We start from the raw sequence: 13,598 nt of genomic DNA on the forward strand, positions 1-13,598 counted from the left end.
AGTGCAAGCTCGCTTAGTTTTTATGGGTTTAGATCAATAAGTGCACTTTTTTGTCCATTTTGTTGTATATCAATAGCCGATTTCACTGCTTGAGATAACTCTTGTTCCGTAATTTCCACTTCTTTTTGACCAAAGCGTGCCATTTGTAATTTGTTAATTATTTGGGCAAGCAAAGGAGACAATGCCGTAATTTCTGTCAAATTCATATTTTTATTTTGTTTCTGAGAAAAATAATTTTGAATTGCATTCAACACCGCACTGTAATTTTTGAGTTTAATAGCCTGTTTCATCTCTTTTTCAATGTGACTTAAAGGCAGGCTTGATGAAGTGGCTGGCGTGGTTTTTATTTCAGAAGTCAACGGCTTCTTAGTGAACCATGTCACTAATGTCACAAGCCATAAACAAGCGAAAAGTAGCGTAGCCCACGGCCAATATCCAGCAGAATATTGGTTTTCAACTTGTATATCAGACGCAGGGATTGAATTAGTTGGAATCGTTGCTGGCAAAATGCCGCCTTTAACCATAATGGTTCGTGCTGGAAGTACGGCATATTCTTGACGTTTTAATTGTGGATTCCACCAAGGTACTTTTAACTCTGGCAATGTAAATTTACCGGGTTTGGTGGGAATTATCGCTTCAGTAAGGCTGAGCTCTGCCACCATATTGCCATTTCGAACATAGGTTTTTCGAACTGGCTTTTCAGGGTAACTCTTTAGTGAGTCGGGTAACGCGTAGTGAATGCTGGGTAAACTGTTATCATCAGCATTTGAGGCGAGTAGCTTCAATGTACGAGTGATTGGAGCCCCTAATTCATATTCTTCCTGCTCTTGTGGCCACTCTTCATTCAGTAACACCAAGTCTGAAACCAGCCAGTTTCCTTGGTAGCCAGCGGGTTTTTCAAGGACTTTGACTGTATTGGTTGTTGTACCAATTTCAACAGGTCGGCTTTCGTTAAATGAAAACATACTACGGCGTTGTTGAGTATTAACTAAAACATCGCCTTTAAAGCTTGCGCTCTGAATGCGAAGATCGCCGGCTTTATCGGCAATGATCCCATAGGTACGCTTGATGACTCTGAATCGGCGACCATTGACTATCTCTGTCCCATCTTGATCTTCACCAATCTGCTTGACTTGAGCCCCTTCAGCGAGTGGGGCATTCAGTACACCGCGTTGCAAATCAACGGCGAGAAACAGTTTCACCTTGTACAGTAAAAGCTGCCCGACGTAACTTTGATCGTGTGAAAGTTCAGTTTCAATATAAACGTCATCATTTTTATTGGAAGTAGGGCTGTTGCCAGAAACCACTTGTAATGCTATTGGATTGGAACTGACGCCATCAATGGTAAAACTAGGAATGGTGGCAATCCCTTTCTTCTTGGCTGCCAGTAGGATCTGCCAACGCGTTTCTTTGGCGGTATTAAAGTTTACAATCTGAGTACTGCGGCTGACATTGGTACGACCTACTATGAAATCTTTTAAAAGAGAGGTGGTTTTTAATGACTCGCCACTGACTTCGTCATCCACCACAATACTCAAGGCAAAATATTGACCTTGTGCAACAGGATTTCTGTCCACAGAAGCTTCTACCTTAGTGACCGCAAATGCAGAGCCTGTATAGCTGGATAATAATAAAAAAATAACAATAAGTCGGTTTACCACTGTTCTTTTTCCTTCAGTAGACGGCCTTTCTGACGGCGTTTTTGATATTCTAATTGCATTTTGTTGCGCAACAAAAGTTGAGGATCATCTTGAATTGCATTCAGCACTCGCTGCATTTCAGGAGGGAGATCTGCAGGTAACTCTGATGGATCTATTGGCTTAGCATGCGCCGATTGCTGCTCAGATTGAGGATTTTCTTGGTTTTGTTGTTCCTGAGTTTTTTCGGCTTCAGCTTGTTGTTGCTCAGCCTTTTGCTCTTCGTTGTTTTGTGGTTGAGGTTGTGACTCTGATTGTTGGTTTTTGTCCTCGTCTTGCTCAGATTGTTGTTGAGACTCTGACTCAGATTCAGACTGATTTTGTTGTTCTTGGTTTTGCTGATCGGCGTTTTTTTGTTTGCCTTGATCACCTTGCTGCTCAGAGTCATCACCGTTTTGCTGATTGTTCTTATCTTGCTGATCTTGTTTATCCGTTTTGTTTTGTTCTTGGTTGTTTTCGTTTTTACCTTTGTTATCTTGATCTTTATTATCGTCTCCATTGCCTGACTGGTTTTGCTTTTGCTGCTGTTCAAGCTGTTTGGCTAAATCCAAATTGTGTTTAGCGTCAGCAAAGTCAGGGTTTTTATCAATCGCTTGCTGGTAACGTTGTTGTGCCTCTTTGAGCTTATTTAGCTGCATCAGACTATTGCCTTGGTTATACAAACTTTCAGCGGAGCTATCTTGTTCAAATCCCTCTAATGCTTTTTGGTAATTGCCAGCTTTGTAATCGGCACTGGCCTGCCATTGAGGGTCGTTAAATTGCCCTGCTGCGCGTTGGTAATCTTTGTCTTGATACGCTTGCTGAGCTTGTTGATTTTGGGTTTGCCATAGGTCTTCCCACAGGGCTGCCTCAGCAGGCGCTGGTGGCAAGCTCAAAACGAAAAATAGCGCTGCAACAGAAAATCCCTTACGAAAGCTTAGTAACAACAGGGGGAGCAAAAGCAGGCTGAGATAAGGCCCTAAGTCCAACCAAGCTTCCCCTTGTTGATCAGTGAGTTTTGCTGAATCATCAACAGAAAACCAGTGAGCGATGCGTTTTACGTCACTGTCATCAACACTGTTGTGAGTGACAACCCCTTGGTAATCGTTGGTGAGCTGGCTGAGGATGTCGTATTCGGTTTTGGCAACAACCACTTGATCCGCGTTATCTCTTAGTAATTGTCCGTTAGGTAAGCGAATGGCCGCGCCTTGCTTAGTGCCAAATCCCATAATTGCGAGTCGGTAGTTTTCACCAGCTAAGGCTTTTTTAGCATCGCTTAATTGGTTTGAATTTATGCCATCGGTAAGCAAAATAATGTCACCTTTGAGGTGCCCACCATTTTTTAACAGAGTAACCGCTTGGGTTAAACCAGAAGCCGCATCAGATCCAAGTACTGGCATGATATCGGGCGTTAATGTCGGTAAAAGGTTTTGCAGAGTTGCACTGTCACGAGTTAATGGACTTATTGTGAATGCGTCTCCGGCATAGGCAATCAAGCCAGTTTCACCTTCTTTTATTTCTTTTAGCAAATCAATCGCTTTAAATTTTGCTTGGGATAGTCGATTGGGCGCCAGATCCGTTGCGTACATTGACAAGGACATATCCATAACGATGACACGACCTTGTGTGCTTGCAAAAACAGGCAGGGTTTCTTTTGTTAGTGCAGGCCCTGATAATGCCAGTATGCCGATAAGCCAAATGAATGACGCGACCAATAACGACGTTCTTGAGCTTTGTTTGCCAGAGTCCATAAGCAAATGAGCTAAGTGAGGGGCAATATAGCGACTCCATGCCGTATTTGAGTCCTGATTACGCCAAAGAAAGAATAATAAGCCAAGAAGTGGCAGCAGTGCCCATAACCATTCTGGGCGGATAAAATGAAGGCTCATGAGTGTCCTCCATTACTCTTAGGTTGGTAGACTTTAGACTGAGATCTTGCCTGAGAATGCACTTTGGCAGTGTTAAAGCGGTTAAATAAAGACAGTTTACTCATGTTTAAAATGACACTAATGATTAACATAATACTTAACGGCCAATAGAAAAGTTCAGATCGAGGGCGATAAGTTTGTTGATCGCGGCTCACAGGCTGAAGCTGATCAATCACTTGATAAATGCGTTCAAGTTCTTCGGTGTTTTTAGCTCGAAAGTATTGCCCGCCTGTCATGGCCGCAATTTTTTCTAATGTGGCTTCGCCTAGATCGCTTGAAGGGTTAACCCGTTGGCGACCAAAAATACTCCTCTTTTCTATGACGGAAGCGCCAACACCAATGGTATATATAGTGATACCACGTTTAGCGGCGATTTCAGCCGCTTGTGTTGGTTCGGCTTTACCGGCGTTATTTGTGCCATCAGTCAGCAAGATTAAAATACGGTTGCTGTCCTCGACGCGATCGAAGCGTTTTACAGCCAGTCCAATGGCTTCACCAATGGCGGTTTGTTTACCGACTAAACCGATTTGAGATTCTTGCAAATAAGTGGCTACAGACCGTCTATCCAGTGTGAGTGGTGATTGTAGATAAGCATGATCAGCAAAAAGAATTAATCCAATTCTGTCGCCTTTACGGCGTTCAATAAATTCACTGACGACTTTTTGTACCAGCGTAAATCGATCAACCGTCTTATTGTCGAGTACCATATCTTCAATTTGCATACTGCCGGATAAGTCGAGCGCGACCATTAAGTCACGGCCTTTGCTCGGCAGTTCAATGGGCTCACCCAACCATTGTGGTCTGGCAACAGCAAACACTAAAAGTACCCACATAGCCCAATACCAGCGGCGAGAAAATTTAGTGGAAATGGTACCAATCAACTGAGTAGTACTGGTTGTTGGCAGCAGTAAGTGACCACCTTGTTGTGGTTTTTGTTGGTTTTTAAAAATAAGCGGTAATGGCAATAATAGTAATAACCAAGGCCAAATTAGCGTTAACATATAGCCTCCGGTTTCATCGGTAGGGCTTTGTTTAACCAGAATTTGGCTAATTCCATGAGTTCGATATTTTCTTGAGTTGTAAGCCCGTCTTTTTGGTAACGCTTATTGAGTAACGCGGCAAATTTCCCTTGCATGTTATCTGGTAAAGATTTATCTAACCATTGATGCCACTCTTCTCCATCGCTGGATGCAACGGTAGCACGTGAAATGTAACTCATGGCGGCACGTTTTAGCACAGCATTAATTTCTACCGCGCAATTTTCACCAGAAGTGTTTATGTTATTCAGTGCATTCATTGCGGCTTTTTTGGGGGCTGTTTGCTTTACATAGCGACGGATCAATAAAAAAATGCCGACAATTAATATGATAGCGAGCACAATCAGTAACCAGTACCCGCTGGCTAATGGCCACAGTCCAATAGGATCAGGCGTGTGAATGTCTTTCATATTCTGTAAAGCGGGGTTGATAGCGGCTGTATTGGTGGTCATTGGCGCAATAACTCCAATTGATCACTCAAACGTAAACCAGCATCGATTTCATTAGGGTAAACATTAAGTTGGTTCATGATTGAAACAAATACACTCTGTTTTTGTTTTTCGCTTTCGAGCCAAATTTGATAACTCTGGCGAGTTAGAAGGGTTTTATGGCTACCTTGGCGGATAGGCAGACTGAACTGCTTAGGCAATTGAGCCGTGCCAGTTCTTAGCGGATCCGTCACTAAAAATGATTTTAACTCACAATGACGTTGTAACTCGCTTAGTGGCGCTAAACAGTCAGGAGTAAAGTTTTGACCATCAGTGATTATCCATACTAATGAACCGGGCTTAGCCAGTCGCTTTAGTCGTTGGCAAGCTTTAACAATATGATCTGGTTGATAATCTTCGTCACCAATGTGATTCAATTGATTTTTGTGTAGCTTGGTCAAAGAACTGACCAATTGTAAAATGCCCAAACGACGACTGCGCGGTTTGAGCTCAACGTGTTCGTTCTCAGTTGCGATTAAAGCGCCGAGTCGGTCACCATGATTAATGGCATTCCAACCTAAGGTGGCAGCTACGTGCGCGGCTTGTACCGATTGCAGCAATAACTTAGAACCGAAATATAAGCTATGACTGAGATCGATAAAAATCAGGATAGGGCGCTCACGTTCTTCGACAAAAAGTTTCGTGTGCGTTTTACCTGTTCGGGCTGTTACGCGCCAATCGATGGTTCTGACATCATCGCCTTGCTGATATTGCCGAACTTCGGCAAATTCCATTCCACGCCCTTTTAGGTTGCTGCTTCTATGTCCTGCAAGGTGTGCTTGCGCTCGATTACGACTTTCTGGCAAGGCACGGGCAAGGCTTTGGCATGAGAGTAGCTCTTTTTCAGTTAAGGTTAACCCGTCAGCAAAAAGTGGCAGAACTTGATTATCTGTCATCTTGCCTACCATTTAGGGTACCGCGACTAAACTGATTATCTGACGTATAACATCGTCAGTACTGATGCCTTCAGCTTGTGCTTGGTAACTGAGCAGTAAGCGATGACGCAGTACATTTGGTGCTACGGCTTGTATGTCTTCTGGTGAGACAAAGTCACGATCTTGTAACCAAGCACGAGCACGGGCACAGCGTTCAAGAGAAATGGTAGCACGGGGACTTACGCCATATTCCAGCCATGAAGCGAGTTCATCGCTGTATTGTTGCGGTTGGCGGGTTGCCATTACAATATCCACAATATATTTTTCAAGCGGCTCAGCGAGGTAGAGCTGCAATGACGCATCACGGGCAGCAAAAATATCTTCTTGGCTGATTGGTTCCATTTTTAATTGTTTGTGAGTTTGAGCTTCTTTACGAGATTGACGCAAGATTTGAAACTCAGTTTCAGCACTTGGATAATCGAGGTTCAAATGCATTAAAAAACGGTCGAGTTGAGCCTCTGGCAGCGGGTAAGTCCCTTCATTTTCCAATGGATTTTGAGTTGCCATGACTAAAAACAGTTTTGATAGCGGGTAGCTTTGCTTACCAACAGTGACTTGACCTTCTGCCATCGCTTCTAATAATGCCGATTGCACTTTTGCTGGTGAGCGGTTAATTTCATCAGCGAGGATCAGATTATGAAAAATAGGCCCTTTTTCGAATTCAAATTCACCGGTTTGCGAACGGTAAATATCGGTTCCGGTTAAATCGGCTGGTAATAAGTCAGGCGTAAATTGGATCCGCTGAAAATTACCTTGGATACCATCGCATAATGCTTTTACCGCGCGGGTTTTGGCTAACCCCGGTGGGCCTTCGACTAATAAATGACCATCAGCGACTAATGCTGTCATTAAGTTCTCGGTCAAAACAGGTTGACCTAAAATCACCATGTTTAAATATTTTCTAAGCGTTTGAAAGCGGTTCAAGGACATGTGTTAACTCATATAATTAAATCAAATACGTTCTTATTAAAGCGCATAATACTAAATGAAATCTTTAGTATCAGATAGTAATGCTATTTTTAACATTTATAGATAATAGAGGGCAAGAGGTGATGTAAGTTCCTTTGGTTTGGAAATATTCTAAACAAGTGTTTGAAACTTTCTATTAAATAGTTAGAATCAGATCACAAAACTTATGGTCTGACCTGTAAAATTTTTCTTAAATATGGGAAGTGGCAGCTAGACTTTGATGGATGAACAGTAATAGGGGTTATACATGGGTGGTAAGCAACAGCTCACTAACAGTAAAGGTGAACGGATAGCCATAGTCGCAGGCTTGAGAACACCGTTTGCTAAACAGGCAACCGCATTACACGGTTTGTCGGCTTTGGATTTAGGGAAAATCGTTGTCAATGAAATGTTGGCTCGCTCAGAGTTAGACCCAAAATTAATCGAACAACTTGTTTATGGACAAGTTGTTTTAATGCCAGAAGCCCCAAATATTGCCCGTGAAATTGTACTTGGTACGGGCATGGACGTGAAAACCGACGCTTACAGCGTAACTCGCGCCTGTGCAACCAGTTTCCAGTCTACTGTTAATGTGGCTGAATCAATATTAACTGGCAACATTGATATTGGAATTGCTGGTGGTGCTGATTCATCATCAGTGGTACCCATTGGCGTTTCAAAAAAACTTGCTCGTGGTTTAGTTGATTTAACGAAAGCCAGAAGTTTAGGGCAAAAATGGAATATCATCCGCAAACTGAATTTAAAAGATTTACTGCCTGTACCGCCTGCTGTAGCCGAATACTCTACCAATTTGAGTATGGGACAAACCGCTGAGCAGATGGCAAAAACTCATAATATTAGCCGTGACGATCAAGATGCGCTTGCTCATCGTTCTCATACGTTGGCAACCAAAACATGGGATTCAGGTGTACTCAAAGACGAAGTGATGATAACGCACGTACCGCCTTATAAATCCTACCTTGAGCGCGATAATAATATCCGTACGAACTCAACACTAGAAGGTTACGCCAAACTGCGACCTGTGTTTGATCGCAAACACGGCACGGTTACTGCGGCCACAAGTACGCCGCTTACCGATGGTGCATCGGCGGTTATTCTAATGAATGAAGCTAAAGCCAAAGCACTGGGATATCAACCAATTGGATACATTAAAAGTTATGCCTTTAGTGCCATTGATGTGTGGGAAGACATGTTAATGGGGCCATCGTATGCCACTCCGCTTGCATTGCAACGCGCGGGAATGCAATTAGAAGATCTCGACCTAATCGAAATGCATGAAGCTTTCGCAGCACAAACATTAGCGAATATGAAAATGTTTGAATCGAAAAAGTTTGCTGAAGAGCAGCTTGGTCAGTCCCGTGCGATAGGCGAGATTGATATGGACAAATTTAATGTATTGGGTGGTTCATTAGCATACGGGCATCCATTTGCGGCAACAGGTACACGTTTGATCACTCAAGTTTGTCGAGAGTTAAAACGTAGAGGTGGTGGTACAGGACTGGCAACAGCATGTGCGGCTGGTGGATTAGGTGCTGCAATGATAGTTGAAGTGGAGTAACGGCTTTATGAGTACGAATACAATGGAAAAAACATTCAATTTAACCCGCCGTGATGATGGCATCGCCGTATTAACTATGGATGTTCCGGGCGAGTCAGTAAATACACTTCGTGCTGAATTTTCAGCCGAAATTAATGAACTGTTATCTGAAATAAAGTCAGACAGCAGTATTAAAGGTTTAGTGATCATTTCAGGCAAAAAAGATTCATTTATTGCAGGCGCAGACATCAGCATGCTGGATAAATGCAAAACGTCAGAAGATGCGAAAACGCTATCTCAGCAAGGGCATCGAGTCTTTTTTGATTTAGAAAATCTGCCTTTCCCTGTAATTGCGGCGATCCACGGTAGTTGTTTAGGTGGCGGGTTAGAGCTCGCCATGGCATGCCATCAACGCATTTGTAGTGACGACACTAAAACGGCATTGGGCTTGCCTGAAGTGCAGCTTGGTTTGCTTCCCGGCGGTGGCGGTACACAGCGTTTACCGCGCTTAGTCGGGATTGCCTCCGCACTTGATATGATGTTAACGGGTAAGCAGCTTCGCCCGAAACAAGCCAAAAAATTAGGTATTGTGAGTGAAGTGGTACCTAAAACCATATTGCTAGAGGCCGCCATTAAGCTTGCCAAAGCGGGTCACAAAAAAGCTAAGCCAGTAAAGCAATCGTTGGTTAACCGAGTATTAGAAGCTACGCCAATAGGTCGAAACATTATGTTCGATCAAGCGACCAAACAGGTTCAGCGTAAAACACAAGGTAACTATCCAGCGCCAAATAAGATCATTGATTGTGTAAGAGTAGGGATGTCAAAAGGCATTCATGCTGGCCTTGAAGTCGAAGCTCGTCACTTTTCTGACTTAGTGATGACCAAAGAGTCAGCCGCACTACGCAGTATCTTTTTCGCGACAACGGAAATGAAAAAAGAAGCTGGTGAAGCCAATTCAAAATCCGTCAAAAAAGCGGTTGTTTTAGGTGGCGGTTTGATGGGCGGAGGTATTGCCTCTGTCACATCAACCAAAGCAAAAGTGCCTGTACGTGTAAAAGACATTAACGAACAAGGTCTGAGTAATGCTTTGTCTTATGCTTATAACCTGCTGGATAAAAAAGTAAAACGCCGACACATGACAGCCAATGACCGTGACAATATTATGGCACTCATGACAACCACTACTGAATATAAAGGCGTACAAGACGCCGATATTGTGGTCGAAGCCGTGTTTGAGGATTTGTCGCTTAAACACCAAATGGTAAAAGATATCGAGCGTGAATGTAGCAAAGAAACCATTTTTGCTTCTAACACATCGTCTTTACCAATCGGGCAAATTGCTGAAGTGGCAGAGCGCCCTGAAAATGTCATTGGCTTACACTATTTTTCACCCGTAGATAAAATGCCATTGGTAGAAGTGATTGCTCACGAGAAAACATCAGCTGAGACGATTGCAACAACGGTTAATTTTGCACGTAAACAGGGTAAAACGCCAATTGTGGTAAAAGACGGCGCTGGTTTTTATGTAAATCGTATTCTTGCGCTTTATATGAATGAAGCTTCGCAAGTATTGTTAGAAGGGCAACGCATCGAGCACTTAGATAAGTCTCTGGTGAAGTTTGGGTTCCCTGTTGGACCAATGACATTGCTGGATGAAGTAGGCATTGATGTCGGTGCCAAAATATCGCCAATTCTTGAAAAAGAACTCGGTGAACGATTCGTAGCCCCGCAAGCTTTTGATAAATTACTCGGCGACGGTCGTAAAGGCCGTAAGAGTGATAAAGGTTTTTATCTTTATGGCAAACAGGCTAAAAAAGGTAAAAAGCAAGTCGATGAGTCGGTTTATGCTTTATTTGGTTTAACCCCAAAGCCTAATAAAGAGGCGAGTAAATTGTCACAGCGATGTGTTGTGCAAATGCTAAATGAAGCTGCACGATGTCTAGATGAAGGCATAATTGCTTGTCCAAGAGATGGCGATATTGGTGCTATTTTTGGCATCGGCTTCCCCCCGTTTTTGGGTGGACCATTCCGTTACATGGATGAGCTCGGTGCTAAAGCCCTCGTTGAAACATTGCAAAAGTATCAAAATGAGTTTGGTGATCGATTTACTCCGTGTGATTTGTTAGTAAAAATGGCACAAGAAGAGCGTAGCTTTTATGAATAACTTTCTAAGGACTAGCAGCGAAGGGAAAGGGAACTAGCGATTTAGAAAGTACCAATCAATATTTTAAATTTTTTTGTCATACCAGCAAAGGCTGGTATCCAGTGACTTTTATAGAAAAGCTTAAAGGCACTAGACTCCAGCCTGCGCTGGAGTGACGAGGATTCTTCATCGGTATACTTTCTTCCGCAACTTTCCTATGAACTAACGGCTATTGTAAGTAAGAGTTTGATAAGTTAATTAATGTCAAATAAATGGCGTTACCAATTTTAATCTAGAAACATCAGTTGACTGCGTTCTCAAGCGTAGAAAAAATGGCTGATAGTAAGGCGTAGTTTGCAGCAAGTAGTTATTCTACTTGCAAAAGTTACAACGCAGATAGCAGTCATTTTAGTAAGCTTGTGAGCGTAGAGCACTTCACTCATTGGGTGAAAACCATGATGATAAAATCATTATATTGCTCAAACAGTTACTCATATACTCAGCGTTCAACTGATGATTTTAGGTTTAAGGTGGCGTCATTTTTTTATCTCTGAACAACTCAGGTGTGTCTTAAAAAGCCGCAAGAAAATAATAAAAAATTTGAGGTTCGTGGGTTTAACTGTAATAAAGAAGTGATTATAATCTGCGCGATTTTGAAATGTGCGGTGGTTGAGATATGTTATTTATATCAGCAGTAGCTATAGGTTTGATAGTGTCGGGCGCATTAATTGGTTTTAGCGCCTATTACTCAGGCATGGCCGTAAAGCGTTGGGGGTTGGCTGGTTTGTTATTAGGCCCTGCAGCGTATCCGTTATTTAACGCGCATAAGCAGTTAGCGAACCGAAAAGTTGTTGCGTTTAGTGATGTCAGCGTTATTTGTTAACACTAAAGTGGTTAAAATAAAATATCAGCAATGTTGGAGGATAACTCCAACACATGCTGGTACTTTTTTCACAATATTTCCAAACTTTTTCTTAGCTCAGTAGACTAATTCCACCAAGCTTTTGCTTGAACAACTTCCATTTTATTTAACCCTTCAGGAAGCTTAACCTTTATACGCTCTGGCTTAGCTAGCCCAAGTGAAATAAGTAGTGATTTAAACATAGCATTCTCCTTAGGTTGTTTGGTTAAGCTATGGCTTGGGGTTTATATTTCACATTAGGTGCACCAGCGAGCTGAGTTTGTGTATATTTCACGTTAGGTGCGGCAGCGAGCTGAGTTTGAATATATTTAACATTAGGTGCGGCAGCTAGCTGAGTTTGAATATATTTAACATTAGGTGCGGCAGCTAGCTGAGTTTGAATATATTTAACATTAGGTGCGGCAGCTAGCTGAGTTTGAATATATTTAACATTAGGTGCGGCAGCTAGCTGAGTTTGTATATATTTAACATTAGGTGCGGCAGCTAGCTGAGTTTGTATATATTTTACGTTAGGGGCAGCAGAAAGTTTCTCTTTTTCACTATTCTTTATTAAAGCAGAAAAACTAAGTGCTGAAACAGAAGTTACGACAATAAAGGCAGTTATTTTTTTCATTTTTATTCTCACTAAGTAAGTTTTTTGACGACACATACAGAACTGCATGTGTTATGCCAAAACTTATTAAAAGAATAATTAACAACATCAATTCATCTGTTCGAAAATACAAACAATGGTTCACTTGTAGACAACATTGAATTAAGCTCATTTCTGTTTTAGTAACTCTCCAAAATCAGATCTTGGTACGGGTTTACTGAAAATGTATCCTTGAATTTCTTCGCAGTTCAGTGCGCGTAATACGCTGAGTTGGCTTTGCTCTTCAACCCCTTCTGCAACGACTTTTAAGCCCATATTGTGGGCAATGGTAATAATCGAGTCGACCATTTTTAAATCGCGATCAGATTTATCAATATCATCGATAAAGGCTTTGTCGATCTTTAAAGAATGAATTGGGAATCGCTTCAAATAGGTTAAAGACGAATAACCCGTACCAAAGTCATCCAATGCCAAGTGAATACCCATTCTCGTGAGTTTTTGCATAACTCGAATGGCTTTTTCGGGGTGTTCAATCACTGTGCCTTCAGTAATCTCAATTTCTAGGTTAGAGGCTGGTAACCCAGTGTTAAACAAAATTGTTTTGATGCGTTGCTCTAAGTCTGGTAATGCAAACTGCCTTGACGATAAGTTAACGGCAACTCGGCCTGTAAAACCATAATCTTCACGCCATTGTTGTGTGGCTACGCAGGCTTTTTTAAGTACAACCTCACCGACATCGACAATTAAACCCGTTTCTTCCGCAAGGGGGATAAATTCTGCAGGTGATACTATGCCATTTTCAGGGTGTATTAATCGAACCAGCGCTTCCATGCCGATAATGTTGTTGGTTTTTAAGCACATTTTTGGTTGATAATAGACTTCGAAATAATCGTGACGGAGCCCTTCACGGATCTGATTTTCAACGTCTAATTGTCTTAGGGCATTGTCATTGAGTGAATCCGAATAAAAATGATATCGGTTACCGCCTGCGGTTTTAGCGGCATACATAGCAATATCAGCTTTTCGTAATATAGCTTGCTCGTCGGTTTCGTCATCGGGATAAAATACAATACCTAAACTCACACCTACTACTAACTGTTGGTCTTTAATAGCTAATGGGGAATCGAGCGTGCCAATTACACTACTTGCAAGGGTAGCTGCTGAGCCAATATCCAATTGGCTTTCGATCAAAATTGCAAATTCATCACCGCCTAAACGGTATAAATTAGCACCAGATGGCAAAGCAAGGTTGATGCGATTTGCAATCATTTTTAATAGTTGATCACCAACGTTATGTCCTAATGAATCATTAATCTTTTTAAAGTTATCCAAGTCCAAGATCATCAGTACATGGGGCACTTGGCGTTTCAC

11 protein-coding genes are annotated in these 13,598 nt (G+C 42.1%); 3 read left to right on the forward strand and 8 right to left on the reverse strand.

Annotated features, from left to right (window positions below):
- Nucleotides 1–20 precede the first annotated feature (20 nt).
- From E2I05_RS07515 to E2I05_RS07540, 6 genes are read right to left on the reverse strand one after another with little or no spacing between them, the layout of a single operon-like run.
- Nucleotides 21–1,661: a BatD family protein gene (locus E2I05_RS07515; RefSeq protein ID WP_121851976.1), complete on the reverse strand. Its 1,641-nt coding sequence runs from the start codon at nucleotides 1,659–1,661 to the stop codon at nucleotides 21–23.
- A complete protein-coding gene (locus E2I05_RS07520) occupies nucleotides 1,655–3,565 on the reverse strand; it encodes a vWA domain-containing protein (protein ID WP_121851977.1) in 1,911 nt (636 codons plus the stop codon). The genes E2I05_RS07515 and E2I05_RS07520 overlap by 7 nt, the downstream gene beginning before the upstream one ends.
- A complete protein-coding gene (locus E2I05_RS07525; protein WP_121851978.1) occupies nucleotides 3,562–4,605 on the reverse strand; it encodes a vWA domain-containing protein in 1,044 nt (347 codons plus the stop codon). Before E2I05_RS07525 ends, E2I05_RS07520 begins: the two co-directional genes overlap by 4 nt.
- Complete coding sequence (locus E2I05_RS07530) at nucleotides 4,599–5,093, reverse strand: DUF4381 domain-containing protein (protein WP_121851979.1); 495 nt, start codon at nucleotides 5,091–5,093, stop codon at nucleotides 4,599–4,601. The genes E2I05_RS07525 and E2I05_RS07530 overlap by 7 nt, the downstream gene beginning before the upstream one ends.
- Nucleotides 5,090–6,025, reverse strand: a complete 936-nt coding sequence (locus tag E2I05_RS07535; protein WP_121852018.1) for a DUF58 domain-containing protein — start codon at nucleotides 6,023–6,025, stop codon at nucleotides 5,090–5,092. The genes E2I05_RS07530 and E2I05_RS07535 overlap by 4 nt, the downstream gene beginning before the upstream one ends.
- Nucleotides 6,026–6,037: 12 nt before the next feature.
- A complete protein-coding gene (locus tag E2I05_RS07540; protein ID WP_121851980.1) occupies nucleotides 6,038–6,994 on the reverse strand; it encodes an AAA family ATPase in 957 nt (318 codons plus the stop codon).
- Nucleotides 6,995–7,280: 286 nt separating this feature from the next.
- On the opposite strand from E2I05_RS07540, the gene fadI reads away from it, so the two are divergent.
- From fadI to E2I05_RS07555, 3 genes are all read left to right on the forward strand, one after another.
- Nucleotides 7,281–8,591, forward strand: coding sequence for an acetyl-CoA C-acyltransferase FadI (gene fadI, locus E2I05_RS07545; RefSeq protein ID WP_121851981.1), 1,311 nt, complete (start codon nucleotides 7,281–7,283; stop codon nucleotides 8,589–8,591).
- A gap of 22 nt (nucleotides 8,592–8,613) precedes the next feature.
- Nucleotides 8,614–10,734, forward strand: a complete 2,121-nt coding sequence (fadJ, locus tag E2I05_RS07550; protein WP_121851982.1) for a fatty acid oxidation complex subunit alpha FadJ — start codon at nucleotides 8,614–8,616, stop codon at nucleotides 10,732–10,734.
- A 655-nt stretch (nucleotides 10,735–11,389) separates the two neighbouring features.
- Complete coding sequence (locus E2I05_RS07555; RefSeq protein ID WP_121851983.1) at nucleotides 11,390–11,596, forward strand: hypothetical protein; 207 nt, start codon at nucleotides 11,390–11,392, stop codon at nucleotides 11,594–11,596.
- A gap of 244 nt (nucleotides 11,597–11,840) precedes the next feature.
- On the opposite strand, the gene E2I05_RS07560 is transcribed toward E2I05_RS07555, so the two are convergent.
- Nucleotides 11,841–12,248 carry a hypothetical protein gene (locus E2I05_RS07560; RefSeq protein WP_133309551.1) on the reverse strand — a complete coding sequence of 136 codons (408 nt, stop codon included), beginning with the start codon at nucleotides 12,246–12,248 and terminating at the stop codon, nucleotides 11,841–11,843.
- Nucleotides 12,249–12,395: 147 nt separating this feature from the next.
- Complete coding sequence (locus E2I05_RS07565; protein ID WP_342354319.1) at nucleotides 12,396–13,598, reverse strand: putative bifunctional diguanylate cyclase/phosphodiesterase; 1,203 nt, start codon at nucleotides 13,596–13,598, stop codon at nucleotides 12,396–12,398.

The sequence above is a fragment of the Parashewanella spongiae genome (assembly GCF_004358345.1).
Taxonomy (GTDB): domain Bacteria; phylum Pseudomonadota; class Gammaproteobacteria; order Enterobacterales; family Shewanellaceae; genus Parashewanella; species Parashewanella spongiae.

Excerpts from the sequence above, each read along its gene's own strand:
- E2I05_RS07520 (WP_121851977.1), bottom strand. The coding sequence starts at position 3,565 with ATGAGCCTTCATTTTATCCGCCCAGAATGGTTATGGGCACTGCTGCCA.
- E2I05_RS07525 (WP_121851978.1), bottom strand. The coding sequence starts at position 4,605 with ATGTTAACGCTAATTTGGCCTTGGTTATTACTATTATTGCCATTACCG.
- E2I05_RS07530 (WP_121851979.1), bottom strand. The coding sequence starts at position 5,093 with ATGACCACCAATACAGCCGCTATCAACCCCGCTTTACAGAATATGAAA.
- E2I05_RS07535 (WP_121852018.1), bottom strand. The coding sequence starts at position 6,025 with ATGACAGATAATCAAGTTCTGCCACTTTTTGCTGACGGGTTAACCTTA.
- E2I05_RS07540 (WP_121851980.1), bottom strand. The coding sequence starts at position 6,994 with ATGTCCTTGAACCGCTTTCAAACGCTTAGAAAATATTTAAACATGGTG.
- fadI (WP_121851981.1), top strand. The coding sequence starts at position 7,281 with ATGGGTGGTAAGCAACAGCTCACTAACAGTAAAGGTGAACGGATAGCC.
- fadJ (WP_121851982.1), top strand. The coding sequence starts at position 8,614 with ATGGAAAAAACATTCAATTTAACCCGCCGTGATGATGGCATCGCCGTA.
- E2I05_RS07555 (WP_121851983.1), top strand. The coding sequence starts at position 11,390 with ATGTTATTTATATCAGCAGTAGCTATAGGTTTGATAGTGTCGGGCGCA.
- E2I05_RS07560 (WP_133309551.1), bottom strand. The coding sequence starts at position 12,248 with ATGAAAAAAATAACTGCCTTTATTGTCGTAACTTCTGTTTCAGCACTT.